This window comes from Paraburkholderia sp. PGU19 (genome assembly GCF_013426915.1).
Lineage (GTDB): Bacteria > Pseudomonadota > Gammaproteobacteria > Burkholderiales > Burkholderiaceae > Paraburkholderia.
In genome coordinates this window covers 1,484,270-1,505,681 of the sequence record NZ_AP023179.1, presented here as the reverse complement: position 1 = coordinate 1,505,681, position 21,412 = coordinate 1,484,270, and the positions used below count along the sequence as shown (strand labels likewise).

18 protein-coding genes are annotated in these 21,412 nt (G+C 62.5%); 3 read left to right on the top strand and 15 right to left on the bottom strand.

The window, feature by feature from the left end:
- Positions 1–94: 94 nt before the first annotated feature.
- Positions 95–646, bottom strand: coding sequence for a peptidylprolyl isomerase (locus tag H1204_RS06960; protein WP_180730526.1), 552 nt, complete (start codon positions 644–646; stop codon positions 95–97).
- Positions 647–678: 32 nt separating this feature from the next.
- Here H1204_RS06960 and H1204_RS06955 point away from each other — a divergent pair, with 32 nt between their 5' ends.
- Positions 679–1,926 carry a cupin domain-containing protein gene (locus H1204_RS06955; RefSeq protein WP_180730525.1) on the top strand — a complete coding sequence of 416 codons (1,248 nt, stop codon included), beginning with the start codon at positions 679–681 and terminating at the stop codon, positions 1,924–1,926.
- A 231-nt stretch (positions 1,927–2,157) separates the two neighbouring features.
- Positions 2,158–2,433 carry a hypothetical protein gene (locus H1204_RS06950; protein ID WP_180730524.1) on the top strand — a complete coding sequence of 92 codons (276 nt, stop codon included), beginning with the start codon at positions 2,158–2,160 and terminating at the stop codon, positions 2,431–2,433.
- A gap of 260 nt (positions 2,434–2,693) precedes the next feature.
- Here H1204_RS06950 and H1204_RS06945 read toward each other — a convergent pair whose 3' ends face one another.
- The 3 genes from H1204_RS06945 to H1204_RS06935 form a co-directional block, all read right to left on the bottom strand.
- Positions 2,694–4,964: an ATP-dependent DNA helicase gene (locus H1204_RS06945; RefSeq protein ID WP_180730523.1), complete on the bottom strand. Its 2,271-nt coding sequence runs from the start codon at positions 4,962–4,964 to the stop codon at positions 2,694–2,696.
- A 69-nt stretch (positions 4,965–5,033) separates the two neighbouring features.
- Entirely contained in the window at positions 5,034–5,252 is a 219-nt protein-coding gene (locus H1204_RS06940; protein WP_035990715.1) for a DUF465 domain-containing protein, read from the bottom strand.
- 102 nt (positions 5,253–5,354) lie between these two features.
- Entirely contained in the window at positions 5,355–6,356 is a 1,002-nt protein-coding gene (locus H1204_RS06935; RefSeq protein WP_243468564.1) for a colicin transporter, read from the bottom strand.
- A gap of 162 nt (positions 6,357–6,518) precedes the next feature.
- On the opposite strand from H1204_RS06935, the gene H1204_RS06930 reads away from it, so the two are divergent.
- Positions 6,519–8,855 carry a Tex family protein gene (locus tag H1204_RS06930; RefSeq protein ID WP_180730522.1) on the top strand — a complete coding sequence of 779 codons (2,337 nt, stop codon included), beginning with the start codon at positions 6,519–6,521 and terminating at the stop codon, positions 8,853–8,855.
- Positions 8,856–9,729: 874 nt separating this feature from the next.
- On the opposite strand, the gene H1204_RS06925 is transcribed toward H1204_RS06930, so the two are convergent.
- The 11 genes from H1204_RS06925 to H1204_RS06875 form a co-directional block, all read right to left on the bottom strand.
- Entirely contained in the window at positions 9,730–11,616 is a 1,887-nt protein-coding gene (locus H1204_RS06925; RefSeq protein ID WP_180730521.1) for a potassium transporter Kup, read from the bottom strand.
- Between the two features lie 302 nt (positions 11,617–11,918).
- Positions 11,919–12,503, bottom strand: a complete 585-nt coding sequence (locus H1204_RS06920; protein WP_042307138.1) for a phosphoribosyltransferase — start codon at positions 12,501–12,503, stop codon at positions 11,919–11,921.
- Between the two features lie 2 nt (positions 12,504–12,505).
- Positions 12,506–13,852, bottom strand: coding sequence for an adenylosuccinate synthase (locus tag H1204_RS06915; RefSeq protein WP_180730520.1), 1,347 nt, complete (start codon positions 13,850–13,852; stop codon positions 12,506–12,508).
- A 220-nt stretch (positions 13,853–14,072) separates the two neighbouring features.
- A complete protein-coding gene (locus H1204_RS06910) occupies positions 14,073–15,224 on the bottom strand; it encodes an ATP phosphoribosyltransferase regulatory subunit (protein ID WP_180730519.1) in 1,152 nt (383 codons plus the stop codon).
- A gap of 261 nt (positions 15,225–15,485) precedes the next feature.
- Complete coding sequence (locus H1204_RS06905) at positions 15,486–15,677, bottom strand: DUF2065 domain-containing protein (protein WP_007580434.1); 192 nt, start codon at positions 15,675–15,677, stop codon at positions 15,486–15,488.
- A gap of 43 nt (positions 15,678–15,720) precedes the next feature.
- A complete protein-coding gene (locus H1204_RS06900) occupies positions 15,721–16,638 on the bottom strand; it encodes a protease modulator HflC (RefSeq protein WP_180730518.1) in 918 nt (305 codons plus the stop codon).
- Between the two features lie 11 nt (positions 16,639–16,649).
- Positions 16,650–18,047 (bottom strand): FtsH protease activity modulator HflK, encoded by a 1,398-nt coding sequence (gene hflK, locus H1204_RS06895; protein WP_180730517.1) that lies wholly within the window; start codon positions 18,045–18,047, stop codon positions 16,650–16,652.
- A 30-nt stretch (positions 18,048–18,077) separates the two neighbouring features.
- On the bottom strand, positions 18,078–19,322 hold the full coding sequence (hflX, locus tag H1204_RS06890; protein WP_180730516.1) for a GTPase HflX: 1,245 nt from the start codon (positions 19,320–19,322) through the stop codon (positions 18,078–18,080).
- A 58-nt stretch (positions 19,323–19,380) separates the two neighbouring features.
- Positions 19,381–19,617 carry an RNA chaperone Hfq gene (hfq, locus tag H1204_RS06885; RefSeq protein WP_007580427.1) on the bottom strand — a complete coding sequence of 79 codons (237 nt, stop codon included), beginning with the start codon at positions 19,615–19,617 and terminating at the stop codon, positions 19,381–19,383.
- A gap of 190 nt (positions 19,618–19,807) precedes the next feature.
- On the bottom strand, positions 19,808–21,148 hold the full coding sequence (der, locus tag H1204_RS06880) for a ribosome biogenesis GTPase Der (protein WP_042307129.1): 1,341 nt from the start codon (positions 21,146–21,148) through the stop codon (positions 19,808–19,810).
- Positions 21,148–21,285 (bottom strand): hypothetical protein, encoded by a 138-nt coding sequence (locus H1204_RS06875; RefSeq protein ID WP_165904538.1) that lies wholly within the window; start codon positions 21,283–21,285, stop codon positions 21,148–21,150. The genes der and H1204_RS06875 overlap by 1 nt, the downstream gene beginning before the upstream one ends.
- Positions 21,286–21,412 lie beyond the last annotated feature (127 nt).

Genomic DNA, 21,412 nt, shown 5'->3' with positions numbered 1-21,412 from the left:
CTGCGGCGCCCCAGATGCGACAACGGGCGCTTACGCGCCCGCTTCGGGAACTGCTCAATCGTCCGCTCTCGACCACGGCGTGATCCCTACCAATTCAGTGCAGCGTCGGCCGTTTCGGTTCGGCGTCGTCGGCGTCATCTTCATCATCATCTTCGTCGACGATTTCGAGGCCGCTCGCGCCGTGTGCATGCTCGTGCTGGATTTCGTCTTCCGTCGCTTCGCGCACGTCCTTCACGGTCAGGCTGAAACGCAGCGCCATGCCCGCGAGCGGGTGATTGCCGTCGAGCACCACCTTGTCTTCTGCGACGTCAGTGACCGTGTAGATCAGCGAATCCAGGTCTTCATCGCCCTCTTCCGGCGTACCTTCGAACTGCATGCCGACTTCGAGCGGCTCGGGGAAACGGCTGCGCGGTTCGATCTTCACGAGTTCAGGATCGTATTCGCCGAACGCGTCGCCCGGTTCCAGCTGGATCTGGGTTTCGAAGCCGGGCTCGTGGCCGTCAAGCTCTTCCTCGATCTTGGGGAACGTGCCATCATAGCCGCCGTGCAGATAAACCATCGGCTCGTCGCTTTCCTCAATCAGATTGTCTTGCGCATCCGACAGTTTGTAAGTGACCGATACGACGGTGTTCTTTGCGATTTTCATTCGATTCTCCAGATTACGACTCACATTATACGATGCCCGTGCGGCCCCCTGACTACCCCGCTGGCAAAGCTTCAGCGCGTTCCTCTCCGACTCCCGTCTCCGCTTCTTCCGCGCCTGCGCCCGATCAGCCTGCGCCGTTGCTGGGCAATCTGACGCCGTCGCAATTCATGCGGCGCTACTGGCAGAAAAAGCCTTTGCTGATTCGTCAGGCAATCCCGGATATCGCCGCGCCGCTCTCGCGCGACGAACTGTTCGAACTGGCCGATCAGGACGAAGTCGAGTCGCGCCTCATTACGCACTTTCGCAACAAATGGCAGCTCGAACTTGGTCCATTTGCTGCAGACGAATTGCCTTCCGTCAAACAGCGCGCGTGGACGCTGCTCGTGCAAGGCGTCGATCTGCATAACGACCGCGCGCGCGCATTACTTGACCGTTTTCGCTTCGTGCCCGACGCGCGTCTCGACGACCTGATGATCTCGTACGCGACGGACGGCGGCGGTGTCGGTCCTCATTTCGACTCTTACGATGTCTTCCTGTTGCAGGTTCACGGCAAGCGCCGCTGGCGCATCGGCGCGCAACGCGATCTGTCGTTGCAGCCCGGCCTGCCCTTGAAAGTTCTACAAAGCTTCGAGCCGGAAGAGGAATGGGTGTTGGAGCCAGGCGACATGCTTTACCTGCCGCCGCACATCGCCCACGACGGCGTGGCGGAAGGCGAATGCATGACGTGCTCGATCGGTTTCCGCGCGCCGTCGACGTCCGAGCTCGCCGCGCAGTTCCTGTATTACCTTGCGGAGCGCGGCGAAGCGGCCGGCTCGCCGGACGGCGCCGCGCTCTATCGCGACCCGCAGCAGCCGGCCGTCGCGAAGCCCGCGGCACTGCCCGCTGCCCTCGTCGACAGGGTCGGCGCGATCCTTGCTAAGATCGATTGGAACGAGAAGGACGTCTCGTCATTCCTTGGCACTTATCTGAGTGAACCGAAGCCGAGCGTCGTGTTCGACCCACCCGCACGACCACTCGATGAAGCGCGTTTCGTCAAGCGCGCAAGCAAGGAAGGCGTCCGTCTGGATCGCAAGACTGTGCTGCTTTACGACAGTCGTGCTTACTACCTGAATGGAGAAGAAAGCAGGCTATCGGGCGTGAAAAGCGCGGTGATTGAACTCGCCGACAACCGTTATCTGAGTGCGAAACGCTTTGTAACACTCTCGGGGCAATCGTCGGTGACAGCACTACTTCACGAGTGGTATCGTGCGGGCTGGATACAGATGGGTGATCTGAGATAAGATTCGCTCCGCTGTCATACCGTATAGCGAAAAATTGTCTGAGAAAGACAACGTATTGGCCCCGGATTTGTCGACGGTCGATACGAAAGTGCATATAATTTCCGCCCAAGCCGTAGGGAAGATTCACGCTCATGAAGTGCGGTCTCCACCAGCGGCCCAGGTCGGTGTTGGAGCACATTACCGGTATTATTTTGCGCTGTTGCTTACCTTTAACCATAAAAGGACGTGATCATGAAGAAATCCCTCCTCGTAGCATCCCTGTTGGCAGCTGTGGCACTGGCTGCATGCAACAAGAGCAGCGACCAGGCAGCTGCCCCGGCTAGCGACGCTGCTGCCGCATCGGCACCGGCTGCTGCTGCTTCGGATGCGGCGGCTGCTGCTTCGGGCGCTGCTGCTGCTGCGAGCGACGCTGCTGCTTCGGCTACGGCTGCTGCTTCGGACGCAGGCGCTGCTGCTTCGGACGCTGCTGCTTCGGCAGCTGCTCCGGCTTCGGGCGCAAGCCAGTAAGCTGTAGCACAGGGTTCGCCTCAGGGCGAAAACTGCGACGGGAAGTCCGAGGGCTTCCCGGGCAAAAAACAAAACGCCACGAGTTCAAACTCGTGGCGTTTTGTTTTATGCGCCGCTATTAATCGCGATTATCCCGCTTACATGCATTCGATGCATTTTGGTCAATTCATGTCGTTAAGCCACAACACGCAGTCCGGGCTTAAAAACAAAATGATCTGCCCGCTGCATCGGCAACATGGTGTCTTCGACGTAACGAGCGCTTATTCCGAAGCCTGCGCCTTCTCTTCGAAGAACTCACGCACGACGTCGATTTCACGCGTGCGCTTGAAGGGCGGCAGGCTCTGCCATATCCGGCGCCCATACGGTTTGTCGACGAGCCGCGTGTCGCAGATCATCAGCACGCCGCGATCGGTCTCGGAGCGGATCAGACGCCCTGCGCCCTGCTTGAGCGTGATGACGGCCTGCGGCAGTTGATGCACGGCAAACGGACTCAAGCCTTTCTTCGTCAGCGCATCGAGCCGTGCGGACAGCACAGGGTCGTCAGGCGGCGCGAACGGCAGCTTGTCGATGACCACGAGCGACAACGCATCGCCGCGCACATCGACGCCTTCCCAGAAGCTCTGGCTGCCGACGAGAATCGCATTTCCATAGGAGCGGAAACGGTCGAGCAGTTCTGTACGGCTCGCATCGCCCTGCACGAGTAACGGCATGTTCCAGCCGCGCGACTCGATGACGTCGCGCAGCTTCGTCGCGATACGATCGACGGCGCGCAGCGTCGTGCACAGCATGAACACCCCACCGCCCGATGCTTCGATCGCAGGCAGCGCGGCATCGAACACGGCATCGGTGAACGTCGGCGACGACGGCTGCGGCAGGTTGCGCGGCACATAGAGCAGGCCCTGCGTGCCGTAGTCGAACGGGCTCGGCAATGTCATCGAGCGACGCGAGTTGAGACCCATCTGCGCCGCATAGTGCGCGAAGTCGCCACGCACCGACAACGTCGCCGACGTGAACACCCACGCGCGCGGCACGCCCGCGCGCTGCTTCGCGAAAATGGGCGCGACGGATAGCGGTGTCTCATGCAGTTGCACGGTATGCGAGAACACTTCGATCCAGCGGACCTTCTCGTTCGGATCGCTTTTCTCCGCTGCTTTCGCGGCATCGCTTGCCGCGTCGCGTTCGGTCTCTGTGGGCGGCGTGGTCCAGCCCGACAGCACGTCCTGCAACTCGCGCGCGCGGCGCACCAGCGCAGCCAGCGACTCGGCACGCTCCGACTGCCCAGCGAGCGCGCTTGCGAGCGCATCGAGTTCGGTTTCGACGGCTTCGAGCGCAGGGAACAACGGATGATCGTCGGGCAACTGGCCGATCGACAGCCGCACCGAATCTTCCTTGAATGCGAGCCGCACGTCGCGCGCCGAGCGTTCGAGCGCTGCGCCGAGCTTCACCCAATCGACGGCATCACGTGCATGGCCGAGGCCTTCCGCGACCGAGTCGCGCGCGAGTTCGAGGAACTGCGTGGTGGACAGCGTTTCACCGAAGAACAGCGTCGCGGTTTCGGGCAGTTGATGCGCTTCGTCGAAGATCACCGTGTTCGCCGTCGGCAGCAGCTCGGCCATGCCCGTATCGCGCAGCATGATGTCGGCGAAGAACAGATGGTGATTGACGACCACGATATCGGCCTGCTGCGCTTCGCGGCGCGCCTGCATCACGAAGCAGTCCTTGTAGTGCGGACACTCCTGGCCGAGGCAGTTATCACGCGTCGACGTCACCATCGACCACACGGCCGCCGTCTCCGGCACGCTCGCAAGCTCGGCTTTGTCGCCCGTGCGCGTGATCTTCGCGAAGCGGATGATGTCCTGCAGATACGACGTTTCCTGCCGCGACGGCAGGCGGCCATTGTCGGCCGTGCGTTGCAGATAGTAGTGACACAGATAGTTCGCGCGGCCCTTGAGCATCGCGACAGACACGGGCACCGCGAGGGCGTCGCGCACGGTCGGAATGTCGCGCTGAAAGAGCTGGTCCTGCAAGTGCTTGGTGCCCGTCGAGACGACCACCTTGCCGCCCCACAGCATCGCCGGCACGAGGTACGCGTAGGTCTTGCCCGTGCCCGTCCCTGCTTCGACGATCAGCGTGTTCTCGCCGCCTTCGGTATTGCCGTCGGCGGACGCTGCGTCTTCCGGTGCGGACTGCGCTGCCGATGCCGATTGCTGCAAGCGCCGCGCCGGACGCTTCTGCGCTTCGAACATCGCGGGCTCCGGCATGGCGCGTCCCGATGCTTCCATCGCGGCGGCCACGGCGCGCGCCATTTCGATCTGCGACGCGCGCGGCCGGTAGCCGTCGATCTGGCGCGCGAGCAGCCCATCCGCGGCGAAGATGTCGGCGAGTTCGGAGGATCGCTTGTGACTCAGCGACGCGGCCAGCGCGCCGCCACCCGATGCGGGCTTCGCCGCGAGTTCGTCGGCGCCCGTCGCAGCGGCGTCCGAAGCGTCCGCCGACGCCGTCCGGGAAGAAGATTGAAGCGATGAATTCAAGGCAAGCGATTCCTGCAAAGTCCGGCGCGCCACATGCTGAACGGGGCCGGCGCCTGCCTGGCCGCTCCGTCAGTTGCGGGCTTCCGGTTCAAGCTGCAATTGCAGCAAGATGATGGTGTCCTTGACCTTGAGCTTGCGCTTTTTCAGGCGCTGAATCTCGAGGTCGTCGATGCCGGGTTCCTCGGACATTCTGTCGATCAACCGATCAAGCCCACTATGCTCCGATTCCAGTTGCAGAATGCGGTCGCGCAGTGTGTCCGAATTGACGACGCGATGATGGTCGCGCATGCTCGCCTCCTCTTTCGAAAGGGCGAAGGCCGCGCTGCGCGGTCGCTCCGCTCGAGGTTGCTGTCCGGCCTGAAACGCGTTACGGCTGTTGCTGACTGATGCTCACTGCTGCTGTTGCTGCTGCTTCTGTTGCTGCTCGAGCTGCTGTTGCTGTTTCGCCTGATCTTCCTGCTTCTGTTTGGCCTTCTCGGCCGCTTCCTTCTGGCGCTCCTCGACATCGGCCTTGTGCTGCGCCGCTTCCGACTGCTTCTGCTGGAAGCGCTGCTGCTTCTCGGTGCGCTCCTGAGCCTTCTGAGCGGCCTGCTGGTGCGCCTCGTCGAGCTTGCGCTGGAAGTCGGCCTGCTTCGCATCGTAGGCCTTCTGGTTCGCGGCCGCTTGCGAAGGCGAAATGCCGCGCTGCGCCTGATCGATGGCGTGCTGTTGCTGCTTCTGCTGGAAAGCCTGCTCGTTCGCGGCGCGCTGCGGCGCTTCTGCGCTGCGTTGCGCCTGACTCAACTGATGCTGACGCTGCTTGTCTTCGTACGCCTGTGCATTGCGCTCGTCCTGTGCAGCGCGCGCGGGCGCGTCTGCTTCGTACTGCGCGCGCTTGATGGCTGCCTGCTCGTCGCGCTGACGCGCGTGCTCGACGCGCTTTTCGTCGTCTAGCGCGAGCTGCTCCTTGCGAATGTCGGCGGCGACGACGCGCATGTCTTCACGCGCCGAGTTCAGGCAGTGGTTGACGAAAAACTTGCTATAACAGTTGTGCTGGGCGACGCCATAACGGTAGTTGTTCTCAGCCGTGCGGGTATCGAGCGTCTTTTGACGCGCGTCGAAATCATTCGCGGCTGGCACGCCCGAAGCCGTATCCGAAGTCGAAGCGGCCGACGATGCCGCCACGGCATTCTCCTGCGCATCGGCGAGCGCGGGCGCAAGCGCTGCGCTCGCGACGAACGCCAGCGACGCGGCGAGCGCGAACCGGCGGACGGACCCGGCAAACCAAAGGGCAATGGACACGGCCTCTGGCCTGAAGACGGGCGATGCGAGCGGAGATCGGCGTGAAGATCCGGGCGGATTTCCGGACGTGAGGCGTGAGGTCGGCAACGTCGTAGATGGGCAGCGGAACATGCCTGAAATTCTATCACCCCGCGCTTGAGCGCTCGGTCATTTATGGCAAAATGCCCCGCTTCAGCAAGCTTTCACGAGCTTTGACGAGTTTTCCGCAACCCGGCCGCCGCGTGTTTCTCGCAGCACGGCCACAGTCGAATCCGGCAGGAACATCAAGACCCTATGACGGACACCGTAGCAATCAAGATCGTACAGCGCATCGCCACCGAACTGACCGTCCAGCCGCGCCAGGTCGCGGCTGCGGTGCAACTACTCGATGAAGGAGCGACTGTTCCGTTTATCGCCCGGTACCGGAAGGAAGTCACCGGCAATCTCGACGACACGCAACTGCGCACGCTCGAAGAACGCCTGCTCTATCTGCGCGAGCTGGAAGACCGGCGCGCCGCGATCATCGCGAGCATCGACGAGCAAGGCAAACTCACCGACGAACTGCGCACCGCGATCGAAGCCGCCGACAGCAAGCAGGTCCTCGAAGACCTCTATCTGCCGTACAAGCCGAAGCGCCGCACGCGCGCGCAGATCGCCCGCGAAGCCGGCCTGCAGCCGCTCGCTGACGCGCTCCTCGCGAACCCGCTGCTCGATCCGCAGACGGAAGCCGCGCAATACGTCGATGCCGAGAAAGGCGTCGCGGACGTCAAGGCCGCGCTCGACGGCGCGCGCGACATTCTCTCCGAGCAGTTTGGCGAAACGGCCGAAGTGCTCGGCAAGCTGCGCGACTATCTGTTCAACCAGGGCGTCGTGAGCTCGGCCGTGGTCGAAGGCAAGGAAGGCGAAGAAGGCGAGAAATTCCGCGACTACTACGACTACTCGGAGACGATCCGCACCGTGCCGTCGCACCGCGCGCTCGCCTTGTTCCGCGGCCGCAATGCAGGCGTGCTGATGATCAAGCTGGGACTCGGCGAAGAACTCGACGCACAGGTGCCGCATCCGGGTGAAGCGATGATCGCGCGCCACTTCGGCATCGCGAATCAGGGCCGGCCGGCGGACAAGTGGCTGTCGGACGTGTGCCGCTGGTGCTGGCGCGTGAAGGTGCAGCCGCACATCGAAAACGAACTGCTGACGAATCTGCGCGAAGAAGCAGAAAACGAAGCGATCCGTGTGTTCGCGCGCAATCTGAAGGATCTGCTGTTGGCCGCGCCGGCGGGCCCGAAGGCCGTGATCGGCCTCGATCCGGGTCTGCGCACGGGCGTGAAGGTGGCCGTCGTCGACCGTACGGGCAAGGTGCTCGCCACGGATACGATTTATCCGCACGAGCCGCGCCGCGACTGGGACGGCTCGATCGCGAAGCTCGCGCGCATCGCTGCGCAGACGCAGGCGGAACTGGTCAGTATCGGTAACGGCACGGCGTCGCGCGAAACGGACAAGCTCGCCAGCGAACTGATGTCGCGTCATCCGGAACTGAAGTTGCAGAAGATCGTCGTGTCGGAAGCGGGCGCTTCTGTTTATTCGGCATCGGAACTCGCGGCGAAGGAATTCCCGGATATGGACGTGTCGCTGCGCGGCGCGGTGTCGATCGCGCGCCGCCTGCAGGACCCGCTCGCTGAACTCGTGAAGATCGAGCCGAAGGCGATTGGCGTCGGGCAGTATCAGCATGACGTGAATCAGCGCGATCTCGCGCGTTCGCTCGATGCCGTCGTCGAAGACTGCGTGAATGCTGTCGGCGTGGATGCGAATACGGCTTCCGTTGCGTTGCTGGCGCGCGTGTCCGGCCTGAACGCGACGCTTGCGCGCAATATCGTTGATTATCGCGATGCGAACGGTCCGTTCCCGACGCGTGACCATCTGCGCAAGGTGCCGCGTCTCGGCGACAAGACGTTCGAGCAGGCTGCAGGCTTCTTGCGCATCAATGGCGGCGAGAATCCGCTTGACCGCTCGTCGGTGCACCCGGAGGCGTATCCCGTCGTTGAACGGATGCTTGCGAAGATCAGCAGGAACATCGGTGACGTGCTCGGTAATCGCGATGCGCTGTCGAAGCTGTCACCTGCCGAGTTCGTCGACGATCGTTTCGGTCTGCCGACGGTGCGGGATATTCTCTCTGAACTCGAGAAGCCTGGGCGCGATCCGCGTCCTGAGTTCAAGACGGCGACTTTCCGCGAAGGTGTCGAGAAGATTTCCGACCTGTCGCCTGGGATGGTGCTCGAAGGTGTCGTGACGAACGTGGCTGCGTTTGGGGCGTTTATCGATATCGGCGTGCATCAGGATGGGCTCGTGCATGTGTCAGCGATGTCGACGAAGTTCATCAAGGACCCGCATGAGGTCGTCAAGGCTGGGCAGATCGTCAAGGTGAAAGTGCTCGAGGTCGACGTCAAGCGGCAACGGATTTCGTTGACCATGCGGATGGATGATGATGTGGCTGCGGGTGCGCCGCAGGAGCGCTCGGGTGGGCGTTCGGGGTCCGGGTCGGCCTCGGGTGCAGGGGCGGGGCGTTCGCAGCAACGCGCGCGTGGGCCGGAGCCGGTTAATGCGATGGCGGCGGCTTTTGCTAAATTGAAACGGTAAGTGTGGGGGCGGGCTTTTGCCCCGTGTGCCCCGTTTTTGTTGCGATGCGCGTTGGTTTTTTGCTCCGCGATAGGGGTGCGGTTTGCCGCCGTGCAGGCTTTATTCTTTCAATGGCATCCGCGATTCGTTAGCCTGCTTCACGCGTCGCCCCTGTGCGGGGCGGCACCTACTTTTCTTTGCCGCCGCAAAGAAAAGTAGGCAAAAGAAAGCGGCTCACACCGCCAATTCTTCTTCCTGCCTGAGGGCCCTCAACCGGTCCCACGCTTCAAACGGCAACGCACTTGTCCATGTGTGTTGCTAACGCTCTCTCTACACGCCTCACCCGCTTCATGTGCGCGCGTCGCCGCACGCCGCGCCAGATATTCCTCCGCCGCCCAGGTGGCAAACTGTGTGTAGGCCCAGGTGCTCCACACGCCTCACTTCGAACCCGATAGCGCGCGGTGTGCCCCAATGTAAGAGCACTACGCTATACGCCGCGACAACCTACACACAGTTTGCCACCCAGGCGGCAGCAACCATTCGCTGGCGTTGGCCTTTCTGCGGGAGTTTGAAGCGGGTGAGGCGCCTTTTAAGAGCGCTGACAGCGAACGTGGACAGATACGCTGCCGTGTGAAGCGTGGGACCAGTTGAGGGCCCTCAGGCAGGAAGAAATGTTGGCGGTGTTAGCCGCTTTCTTTTGCCTACTTTTCTTTGCGGCGGCAAAGAAAAGTAGGTGCCGCCGCCCCGCACAGGGGCGACGCGTGAAGCAAGCTAACAAATCGCGGAGCTAGCGCAAACACAAGCGAACGGAACCCGCCCGCGCCGCGAAGGCATCAAACGCGGATGCCAGCGAAAACAAAAGCAAACCACCCAGCATCGCAAGACGAAAAAAACCTCAAATCTCTATTTTTGTCCCAAGCTCAACAACGCGATTCGCGGGAATACTAAAAAAGTCAGTTGGCTTCGCAGCATTCTGATGCATCCACGCAAACACACGCTCACGCCAAACAGACATACCCGGCAACTGTGTCGGCACGACAGTCTCCCTCGCGAGAAAGAACGACGTGTCCATCAACTCAAACGACATATCATGCGACACGCTGATCTGCTCGAGCACGGCCTTCACATCGGGCGTCTCGTTGAAGCCATACGCAGCCTTCACAAGGAATAGCCCACCGCTGACATCCTTGACAGTCAACCGGTCCTTATCCTCGACATACGGAATATCCCGCGTGATGAAAGTCAGAAAGATGGTCCGCTCGTGCAGCACCTTGTTGTGCTTGAGATTATGCAAAAGGCTCACAGGAACGAGCGTCGCGCTCCCCGTCAGATAGATGGCCGTTCCCGACACGCGATGCGGCGGATGCGCAAGCAATCCCTGCACGAAGGGCATCAACGGAATACCGTCGGCCGCCGTGCGCTCCTTCACGATCATGCGCCCCTTGAACCAGGTCATCAGCAGGAAGAACAGCAACGCGCCGATGCCGAGCGGCAACCACCCGCCCTCCGCCACTTTCAGCAGATTCGCGCCAAAGAAGCCAAGATCGACCACCAGCAACGCGCCGATGATCAGCGCCACGACACCCTTGTTCCAGTTCCACACCTTCACCATCACGACGCTCGCGAGGATCGTCGTAATCACCATCGTCGCCGTCACGGCAATGCCATAGGCCGCGGCCAGATTGTCCGAACTCTTGAACGCGATGACGATGCACAGAATGATGAACAGCAGCATCCAGTTGACGACAGGCACATAGATCTGCCCGATCGCCAGTTCCGACGTGTGCAGAATCTTCATGCGAGGCACGTAGCCAAGCTGGATCGCCTGGCTCGTCAGCGAATACGCGCCCGAAATCACCGCCTGCGATGCAATCACCGTCGCGACCGTCGACAGCACGACGAGCGGCAGCAACGCCCAGTCAGGCGCAAGCAGAAAGAACGGGTTTTCGATCGCCTTCGGGTCGTGCATCAGCAACGCACCCTGGCCGAAGTAGTTCAGCACCAGCGACGGCATCACGAGCGAATACCACGCGCAGCGAATGGGCGCCGCGCCAAAGTGGCCCATATCGGCATACAGCGCTTCCGCGCCCGTCAGCACCAGCACGACCGAGCCCAGCACCACGTACGCCTGCAGCACGTGCGCCGCCATGAACGAGAATGCGTAATACGGGTTCAACGCCTTGATGACTTCCGGCGACTGTACGATATGCGAGAGCCCCAGCACCGCGATCGTCACGAACCACAGCACCATGATCGGGCCGAACAGCCGACCGACGAGTGCCGTGCCGTGGCGCTGGATCCAGAACAGCAGCACGAGGATCACCATCGTGAGCGGCAGCACCAGATGCGAGAGCTTGGGTGCAGCGATCTCCAGACCTTCGACAGCGGACATCACCGAAATGGCAGGCGTGATCACGGCATCGCCGTAGAACATGCAGGCGCCGAAAATGCCGAGCATCATCAGAAGGCCGGCCGCCCTGCTCTTCGTGTCGAACGAGCGCAGCGACAGCGCCATCAACGCAAGCACGCCGCCCTCGCCGTTGTTGTCGGCGCGCATCACGAACATCACGTACTTGATGCTGACGACCACGATGATCGCCCAGAACAGCAGCGAGATGACACCGAGAATAGAACTTTCTGTGAGGGGAATGCCGTGGGAGGGGCTGAAGGCTTCTTTCAGCGAATACAGGGGGCTTGTGCCGATATCCCCGAAAACCACGCCGATCGCAGCGACTGCAAGCGAGGGCAACGGCTGCTTGGGGACGTGAGAGTTGTCTGTCATAAACGCGAAAAGAATCCGTTCCTGAGCGGCAAAAAACGAACGCTATTCTAAAGAATATAGGCGACAAAGCCCACCATTCGGCCCGTTGTGCTGACGCCACGCAGTCGGGTAGCGTCGGACGAGTGTAGCATCACACCCTATGGCCGGCGTGCGTTTGCGCGTGTCAAGGGCTGGATTGTCAAATTCTTCCCGTTTGACCGCGGCCTCAATGAATGTGAAGCGAACATAAAAAACGGAGCCTCGATAGGCTCCGTTTCAGTTTGCAGCATGCCGCCATCAACTCGCACAACGGCGACAGGATGCTAGCTGGCGTCTGTCGAACGCTCCTGGCCACGCTTGATCCACGCGCTCAGGTTGTGCGGACGCACTGTGTCCCACTCCTCGAACGGCTGATGGATCCACGGGTTCGTCGCGAGATAGTGAACGTGATAGTCCGGCTTCACCTTCGAGCACGCTTTCCACCACAGCACCGCCGAACGGACCGACGTGATCGCGGGATAACGCTCCTTCAGATGCTGTTGCACGCGCGCGAGCGTCACGCCCGAATCGACGAGATCGTCGACCAGCAGCACGTTGCCCGACAGTTCGCCGCGCGTCATCGTGATGTATTGCGCGATGTCGAGGTCGCCCTGCTCCGTGCCCGCGGCTTCGCGATACGAACTCGTCGCGAGGATCGCGAGCGGCAGATCGTAGATGCGCGAGAGCTGATCGCCGACCCGCAAACCGCCGCGCGCGAGGCACAGGATCTTGTCGAACTTCCAGCCCGATTCGTGGACGGCGAGCGCAAGCAACTCGATCAGCCGGTGATATTCGTCCCAGCCGACCCACAGGTTGCGCTCGTCGTTGCGCGGGTCCTTCATTTCAATCATGGGTACACCCTGGATCATGCTCAAACCTTGAACGGGTGACGCAGAAGAATGGTTTCGTCGCGGTCCGGACCCGTCGACACCATGTCGATCGGCACGCCCGCCACTTCCTGCACGCGCGACAGATACGCCTGAGCGTTCGCGGGCAGCTGGCTCCATTCCTTGATACCGACCGTGCTTTCCTGCCAGCCGCCGAACGTCTCATACACCGGCTCGCAACGCGAGACTTCCAATGCACCGCGCGGCAGGATGTCAGCGTCCTTGCCGTCGATCGTGTAGCCGACGCACAGCTTCACTTCATCAAGGCCGTCGAGCACGTCGAGCTTCGTGATGCACAGGCCCGACACGCCGTTGATCTGGATCGAGCGGCGCAGCGCAGCGGCGTCGAGCCAGCCGGTGCGGCGCGGGCGACCCGTGACCGAGCCGAATTCCTTGCCGACCTTCGCGAGCGTCAGGCCGACTTCTTCCTGGCGGTTGGCGTTGTCGGCGTCGTACAGTTCGCTCGGGAACGGGCCCGAGCCGACGCGCGTGCAGTACGCCTTCGTGATGCCAAGAATGTAGTTCAGCTTCTGCGGGCCGACACCCGCGCCCGCGCTCGCCGCACCCGCGACGCAGTTGCTCGACGTCACGAACGGATACGTGCCGTGGTCGATATCGAGCAGCGTGCCTTGCGCGCCTTCGAACAGCAGGTTGTTGCCGCCCGCGTTTTCGTCGTACAGACGGCGCGAGACGTCCGTGACCATCGGCTTCAGACGGTCAGCGTAGCTCAGCATCATGTCGAGCGTCTGCTGATAGTCGACAGCGGGCGCGCCGAGATATTGCGTCAGCACGAAGTTGTGGAAATCGAGGTTCGCGCGCAGGCGTTCAGCGAAGGTCTTCGGGTCGAACAGGTCCTGCACGCGCATGCCACGGCGCGCCACCTTGTCTTCGTAGGCCGGGCCGATGCCGCGCCCCGTCGTGCCGATCTTGCCGGCGCCGCTGCGTGCTTCGCGGGCCTGGTCGATGGCGACGTGGTACGGGAGGATCAGCGTGGTGGCTTCGGAGATGAAGAGACGCTTCTGCACGTCGACGCCTGCCGATTCCAGCTCTTCGATTTCCTTGAACAGCGCTTCAGGCGACAACACGACGCCATTGCCGATGTAGCAGGCGACGCCCGGGCGCATGATGCCCGACGGAATCAGACGCAAGATGGTTTTCTTGCCGCCGATGATGAGCGTATGACCGGCGTTGTGACCGCCCTGGAAACGAACGACGCCTTGCGCGTGGTCCGTCAGCCAGTCAACGATCTTGCCCTTGCCTTCATCACCCCACTGGGTACCCACGACGACGACATTGCGCCCAGGGTTCACATTCACTGCGCTGGCAGACATGTTGTTTCTTAAGCTGGTTAAAAACGTATTTTACCTATGTTCGCGAAAGGTTCCCGATTTTTTCACGGACTGATACCGGGATTTTTTCCGAAATTTCCTTTTGCGCTCAAAGGCATGGAAGCGGCGAGGCGCTGCGGCCCGGCCGCGCGTGGCACAGAGCGGCCACGCGTTCGATGGTTGCGGCGTCACGTTTCACATGACGCGGCAGGTCTTCACGACATCACGACTTCGACTCGACGACCCACTGACCGTTGCGCTCGACCAGCACGCGGTCGCACGCGAATTCGTCCAGTGCGTGGTCGTGGCCCGGCAGCGCCTGAATCACGACTTCGCCCGCGTCGCGCAGCGCGGCGACGCTCGTGCGCAACGCCTCGTCGTGCTGCCATGGTGCGAGGATTGCGCTGCTGCGCGCCTCGATGGGCGAGATGCGCGCGACTTCCCGCAAATCCAGCGAAAAGCCGGTTGCCGCGCGAGCGCGGCCGTACGCCTGGCCGACCTTGTCATAACGGCCGCCTCGCGCGACGGCATTCGGCACGCCATCGACGTAGGCCGAGAACATCACGCCGCTGTGATAGGCGTAGCCGCGCAGATCGGCCAGATCGATCATCACTTCCGCGCCGTCGACCTGTTGCGCGAGGAACGCGAGGTCGTCGAGCGCACGCGCGATTTCGGGCGCATTCGGCAGACGCGCGCGCGCTTCTTCGAGCACAGACGCGTCGCCGTACAGCGTGGGCAGCGCGCGCAGCGCGTCGCGCGTGACGGGCGTCAGATTCGCCGTCAGTTCGTTCAGCAGCGGCACATCCTTACCCGCGAGCGCTTCATAGAGGCCCTCGCCGAGCGACGCGGCAGCCGGCTCACCATCGATCAGCGCACCGAGCACGGCGGCGTGACACAGATCCAGACGCACGCGGCCGAGTCCGGCGAGATGCAGCGCGTCGAGCATCAGTTGCTGAATCTCCAGATCCGCTTCGAGACCCGCATGGCCGTAGATTTCAGCGCCAATCTGGATCTGCTCGCGCGTCGCGTGCAGACCGCGCGGGCGTGTATGCAGCACATTCCCTGCGTAGCAAAGGCGCGTCACACCTTGGCGGTTCAGCAGATGCGCGTCGATGCGCGCGACCTGCGGCGTGATGTCGGCGCGCAGGCCGAGTGTGCGGCCCGACAGCTGATCGACGAGCTTGAAGGTGCGCAGATTGAGGTCGCTGCCGCCGCCCGTCAGCAGCGACTCCAGGTATTCGAGCAGCGGCGGCATGACCATCTCGTAGCCGTACGCGCGAAAACGGTCGAGCAGCCGGCGGCGCAGTTCTTCGATCTTGCGTGCCTCGGACGGCAGCACGTCGGCAATATTCTCGGGAAGTAACCAGGTCGACATCGATACAGTCCTACGACGGTGAATCCGGCGTCATGGCAAACGCCGTTGGAAATTGGGGTGATGCGCGCGCGAGGAACCTTGGCGCCCGCCTCGGGCTTCGTTCCGGGTTTCATCCTGGGCAGCCGGCGACGTGCCAGCCCGCCGTGATGGCCGGCAAAGCGAACGGCGTTTGGCGCATTACGACGCATGTCGCGTGCAGCGCGCAGTGTCCGGAAACGGACGCCACCTCGTGAGTGCCGTCCGGCATCGCATGGCGCCCGCTCAGGTCGCGATCAACAGCAACAGCAGCCCGAGCACCATGACGATCAGCCCGCCGATCCGGATGTGATGCGGCGGGCGCTCCGCTATTCTACGAAATGTGTCGCGCCAGGCGCTCGGAAACACGAACGGGAACATCCCCTCGATGATCAGCATCAGTGCGATCGCGAGCAATAACGAGCCGGCTATGTCCATGCGATGAGGCCGCCGCGATCCATATGCCGCGGCGTTCCAGTTATCAGTGTTTGCGCGCGCCCGTCGACGCGCCGGAAGACGATTGAACGGCGGCGGCTGCGCCGTCCGGCCCGCGCATGAAGCGGAAGAAATCGTTGCTCGAGTCGACGACCATCACGTCGCCGGGTTTGAAGCTGTTCTTGTACGCCTGCATGCTTTGGTAGAACTGATAGAACTGCGGGTCGCTGCCATATGCCTCGGCCGCAATCGACGCAGCCTTGCCGTCGCCCTCGCCCTTGGTCGCCTGCGCCTGCTTGTAGGCGTCGGCGAGCACCGCCTGCTGCTGTTGCGCGGCGTCCGCCTTGATCCGGTCCGCTTCGGCTGCGCCGTCCGCGCGCTCCTGATTGGCCACCTGCTGGCGCGCGGCAATCATGCGCTTGTAGACGGAATCGGCCATCGCAGCCGGGAAATCGAGCCGCGTGAACTGCACGTCGACGACGTCGACGCCCAGCGATGCCGCGCCCTTCTGCATGCCATCGCGCGCCTGAGTCGCGATCGCGTCCTGCTTCGCGAGCGCGTCGGTCAGCGTGTATTTCGAGAACGCGTCGCCGAGCGCGCCGCGCGAGAGCAGCGCGAGCCGGTCAGGCAGGCTCTGCACGTCGCCCCTGGTTTCCGTGACGAGCTTCACGGGATCGGACACGCGGAATTTGACGACGGGGTTCACCAGCAGATCCGTTTTGTCGGACGTGGCGTAACGGTCTTCGTCAGGTGCATCCAGCGACTGGATGCGCGTGTCCACCGATGTCACCGTCTGTAGCGGCGGCGGCAGCTTCACGTGCAGGCCGGGGCCCGCGAGCGTGGGCGCGGCGTCGCCGCGCGCGGAGACGACGGCCATATGGCGCGGATCAACGACGAATACCATCGACGACGCTGCGAACAGCACGATCACGATGGCCACGACGAGCGCAACGATTTTGTTCATGTTCGCGCTCCTTATTGCAGATCGTCTTCGCGGCCGCGGCTGCGGAACGAATCACGCGAACGGAAAGCGTCGCTTGCGGCGGCCGCCTGGCTTGCGCTGCTGACGGGCGCGGCGGGCGGCGTGATGATCGTGGGCGTGTTGCCGCCCTGCGCCGCCGCTTGTGCACCCTGAGCACCCTGTGCATTTTGTGCGGGCTGCGGAGCCTGCGCCGCCGATGCGGCACTTGCTGCAGCCGATTCGGCCACGCGCTGACGCGTCTGCTCGACGAGCTTGTCGAGCGGCAGATACAGCACGTTGCTGCCCGACTTGCTGTCGACGAACACCTTCGTCGTGTTCGAGTAGATTTGCTGCATCGTTTCCAGGTACATGCGTTCGCGGATCACAGCAGGCGCCTTCGAATACTGCGCATAGACTTCCTTGAATCGCTCGGCATCGCCTTGCGCCTGCGCGACCACACGGTCGCTGTAGGTCTTCGCGTCGTCGATCATGCGCTCGGCTTCCGCCTTCGTGCGCGGCAGCAATTCGTTCGCGTAGGCTTGCGCGTCGCGCTTGGCGCGCTCGCGATCCTGACGCGCCTTTGCGGCGTCATCGAACGCGGACTGCACCTGATCGGGCGGCTGCACGCTCTGGATCGTCACGCCCGTGACGGCGAGCCCCGTGTGATATTCGTCCAGGGAATGCTGGATGGCTTCCGTGAGTTGCGCGCGGATGGCCTCGCGGTCCTGATAGAGGATGTCGTTCGTGCTGCGCGAGCCGACGATCTCCCGCACGGCCGCCTGCGCGGCCTGGGTGACGCTTTGATCGGGGTCGGCGCTGCGGAACAGATAGTCGGTCGGCTTGCGGATCTGGTACTGGACGGCAAAGCGCACGTCGACGATATCGGCGTCGTGCGTGAGCATCGACGCGTCCTTCACGTTCGCGAGACGCACCACGTTGTTGCGGCCGATCTCGACCGAGCGCACCTGGCCGACGTTGACGGTTTCATGGGATTCGAACGGATACGGCAGACGCCAATGCACACCCTGCCCGACCGTGCCGCGCAACTGCCCCAGGCGCAGCACCACGGCCGCCTGGTTGTCCTGCACGACGAACACGCCGCTGCCGAGATAGATCGCAATCAGCACGCCGATGATGATGCCAACGCCGATGCGCGCGCCGCGCCCGTTGTCCGGACGCGGACCGCCGCCGCCTCCCTTGCGGCCGAACATACGCGATAGACGCCGGTTGAAGTCGCGCCACATTTCGTCGAGATCGGGCGGACCTTCGCTGTCCTTGCCGTTGGGCGGGCGCTTCGAATCGTTCAGACGCTGGCGATCGCCATTGCCTTCGCCCCGGCCCCAGCGCGGGTCGTTCAGCGACAACATGCCGCGCAGACGCAGCCAGATACTCCGCTCGTTGTAATCGTTCACCTGTGTTCGTTCACCAGAGTAGACAGCGGGTCAATGCAATTGGAACGGGTCAGCGCCCGTGTCTGGGATCTTGCGGTCTTCGCGGTGGTCTTCGCCTTCATCATCGCGTTGCTCTTGATGAAATGCCGCCGCTTCCGGGCCTCCCTCCGACAGTAGACCGTCAGACTCCGGCAGATGTTCGGCAGTTGCGATTTCGGCGATGGCAGCGCGCAGTGTGTCCAGCCCTTGCCCCGTGCGCGCGCTCAAAAAGACGCGCGAAATATTACCATACTCGTCCCGCTCGACCGCGTCGCCCCGGGCCGCCAGTTCGGGCACGGCGTCGATCTTGTTGAACACGAGCACCTGTCGGATCGTGTCGGCGCCGATCTCGCGCAGCACGTCGTTGACCTGATCGATCTGATCGAGCCGCACCGCGCTCGATGCATCGACCACATGCAGTAGCAGGTCCGCGTGAATGGTTTCCTCAAGCGTGGCGCGGAAAGCGGCCACCAGTTGGTGAGGCAACTCGCGGATGAATCCTACCGTGTCCGAGACGACGATCTGTCCGACGTCTTCGCCGAGATACACGCGGCGGGAAGTGGTGTCGAGCGTGGCGAACAACTGGTCCGCGGCGTAGGCCTGTGCCTTGGTCAGCGCGTTGAACAGCGTCGACTTGCCCGCGTTCGTATAGCCGACCAGCGACACCGACATCGTGCGATTGCGCGCCCGCGCGCGACGCTGCGTGCCGTGCTGGCGGCGCAGCTTTTCGAGCCGCCCCTTGAGCATCTTGATGCGCTCGCCGATCAGCCGACGGTCGGTTTCGAGCTGCGTTTCACCCGGGCCGCGCAGGCCGATACCGCCCTTTTGCCGCTCGAGGTGGGTCCACGCGCGAATCAGCCGCGTGGCGAGATATTGCAATTGCGCGAGTTCGACTTGCAGCTTGCCTTCATGGCTACGCGCGCGTTGCGCGAAGATATCGAGGATCAGGCTGGTGCGATCGACCACGCGTCTGTTAAGCGTACGCTCCAGATTGCGCTGCTGCGCCGGCGCAAGTGCGTGGTTGAAGATGACGATGTCGATGTCGTTCGCCTCGCACGCGAGGCGCAACTCTTCGGCCTTGCCGCTGCCGACGAACATCGAGGCATCGGGACTGGAACGGCGACCGGTGAGGGTGACGGCTGGATGGGCACCCGCGCTTTGCGCGAGCAGGCTGAGTTCTTCGAGACTGGCTTCGAAATCGATCTTACCGAAGTCGATGCCGACAAGCGCTGCGTTGATCAAATTGGTCGATGTCAAAATGAAGCGGCCGGGCTGTGTCGCCTGCGGACGACGCTCGACCGGCCGCGACGAGAGGTTAGGACGATTCGGAATCCGGGTGGAAATTCACCGGACGGGCAGGCACGACAGTCGAGATAGCGTGCTTGTAGACCATCTGGGTCACCGTATTCCGGAGCAACACGACGTACTGGTCGAACGATTCAATGTTCCCTTGAAGCTTGATGCCGTTGACCAGATAGATCGAGACCGGCACGTGCTCTTTACGCAGTGCGTTCAAAAACGGGTCTTGTAACAATTGCCCTTTGTTGCTCATAGCAAACTCCGTGTTTTTTTGCAGGTTGACTTTATTGCCGGCGAAGAAAAAGAAATCCGCCGTCAATCGCTACACTATAGCCGATTTTTATTGACCAGCGCTTTGCCTGGCCGTTCGGCCAGGACCCAATGTACATGCGGGTTTCAGGCCGGATTTCAAGCCATGAACCGGCCTGCGTCGAACGCCTGTATCAGCCCTTGTCCGCGTACGGATTCGTCGTCGAACGAAACTCTATTCGCAATGGAGTGCCCGTCAGCCCGAAAGTTTCCCGGAAGCGGTTTTCAAGGTAGCGCTTGTACGTATCGGTCACGGCGTCGAGCGCGTTGCCGTGAATCACGATGATCGGCGGATTTTGTCCCCCTTGGTGCGCGTAGCGCAGTTTTGGACGCACGGGACCGCGGCGGCGCGGCTGCTGGAACTCGACGGCTTCGATCAGCGCTCGCGTGAGCTTCGGCGTCGGCAACTTCGTCATCGCAGCCTTGTAGGCATCGTCGACGGAGCGCATCAGCGGGCCGATTCCTGTCTTTTCTGCTGCAGAAATGAAGTGGAACTTCGCGAACTCGAGGAATTTTAGCTTGCGCTGAAGATCCGCCTTGGTGCGCTCACGCACATGCGGGTCGAGCCCGTCCCACTTGTTCACGCCGACCACGAGCGCCCGGCCCTGTTCGACGACGAAGCCCGCGATATGCGCGTCCTGCTCCGAAATGTCCTGGCGTGCGTCGAGCAGCAGGATCACGACATTCGCGTCGGAAATCGACTGCAGCGTCTTCACGACCGAGAATTTTTCGATCGCCTCGAACACCTTGCCGCGTTTGCGCAGGCCAGCCGTATCGATCAGCGTGTATTTTTTGCCTTGCCGTTCGAAGTCGACGTAAATCGAGTCGCGCGTCGTGCCCGGCATGTCGAACGCGATCACGCGGTCTTCGCCGATCAGCGTGTTGACGAGCGTCGACTTGCCGACGTTCGGCCGCCCGACGATGGCGATCTTCACACCATGCTGCGCCTTCTCCTCGTCGCTCTCTTCGGGCTGGCCGGCGTACGCGGCGTCGAGCGCCTCGTTGATCATCTCCGTCACGCCGTCGCCGTGCGCAGCGGAAATCGCGCGCGGGTCGCCGAGGCCCAGTTCGTAGAAGTCGGCGGCCACCGACGAGTATTTCATCCCCTCGGCCTTGTTGACGACGAGGAAAATCGGCCGGCCCGTCTTGCGCAGATAGTCGGCGATCGACTTGTCTTGCGGCGCAAGGCCGTTGCGGCCGTCGACGATGAACACGACGATGTCGGATTCCTCGACGGCCTGGCGCGTCTGGCGCGCCATCTCATGAAGAATGCCGTCCTTCGCGACGGGTTCGAAGCCGCCCGTGTCGACAACGAGATACGGGCGTTCACCGCCGACGCGGCCTTCACCGTAGTGACGGTCGCGTGTGAGGCCGGGCAGATCGGCGACCAGCGCATCGCGCGAACGCGTGAGCCGGTTGAACAGCGTGGATTTCCCCACATTGGGGCGCCCGACGAGGGCAATAACGGGTTTCATCAGATCTTGTTCACAGTGAGGCGCGGCATCGAACGGTCGACCTGCCGCGCTGGCAACGCCATGCGGCCGTTGCACGGCTGCGTTTGACGAAAATTATCACGAATTTGACCCAATTCGAACGCGCGGAGCTTGCGCATGCGAACGGATTTCAGGTTGGCTGCCTGCGTGGGTCCGCCCGGTGGCTCGTGCGACCCGACCGGCGCCACCTGGATCGCGCGTGTTGACGCGACGCGTGCCGGATGACCGCCTGTGCAGCCAGACTGG

Bases quoted from the DNA above. Each gene is read 5' to 3' on its own strand.
- H1204_RS06960 (WP_180730526.1), bottom strand. From the start codon at position 646: ATGAAAATCGCAAAGAACACCGTCGTATCGGTCACTTACAAACTGTCG.
- H1204_RS06955 (WP_180730525.1), top strand. From the start codon at position 679: ATGCCCGTGCGGCCCCCTGACTACCCCGCTGGCAAAGCTTCAGCGCGT.
- H1204_RS06950 (WP_180730524.1), top strand. From the start codon at position 2,158: ATGAAGAAATCCCTCCTCGTAGCATCCCTGTTGGCAGCTGTGGCACTG.
- H1204_RS06940 (WP_035990715.1), bottom strand. From the start codon at position 5,252: ATGCGCGACCATCATCGCGTCGTCAATTCGGACACACTGCGCGACCGC.
- H1204_RS06935 (WP_243468564.1), bottom strand. From the start codon at position 6,356: ATGTTCCGCTGCCCATCTACGACGTTGCCGACCTCACGCCTCACGTCC.
- H1204_RS06930 (WP_180730522.1), top strand. From the start codon at position 6,519: ATGACGGACACCGTAGCAATCAAGATCGTACAGCGCATCGCCACCGAA.
- H1204_RS06925 (WP_180730521.1), bottom strand. From the start codon at position 11,616: ATGACAGACAACTCTCACGTCCCCAAGCAGCCGTTGCCCTCGCTTGCA.
- H1204_RS06920 (WP_042307138.1), bottom strand. From the start codon at position 12,503: ATGATCCAGGGTGTACCCATGATTGAAATGAAGGACCCGCGCAACGAC.
- H1204_RS06915 (WP_180730520.1), bottom strand. From the start codon at position 13,852: ATGTCTGCCAGCGCAGTGAATGTGAACCCTGGGCGCAATGTCGTCGTC.
- H1204_RS06910 (WP_180730519.1), bottom strand. From the start codon at position 15,224: ATGTCGACCTGGTTACTTCCCGAGAATATTGCCGACGTGCTGCCGTCC.
- H1204_RS06905 (WP_007580434.1), bottom strand. From the start codon at position 15,677: ATGGACATAGCCGGCTCGTTATTGCTCGCGATCGCACTGATGCTGATC.
- H1204_RS06900 (WP_180730518.1), bottom strand. From the start codon at position 16,638: ATGAACAAAATCGTTGCGCTCGTCGTGGCCATCGTGATCGTGCTGTTC.
- hfq (WP_007580427.1), bottom strand. From the start codon at position 19,617: ATGAGCAACAAAGGGCAATTGTTACAAGACCCGTTTTTGAACGCACTG.
- der (WP_042307129.1), bottom strand. From the start codon at position 21,148: ATGAAACCCGTTATTGCCCTCGTCGGGCGCCCCAATGTGGGGAAATCC.
- H1204_RS06875 (WP_165904538.1), bottom strand. From the start codon at position 21,285: ATGCGCAAGCTCCGCGCGTTCGAATTGGGTCAAATTCGTGATAATTTT.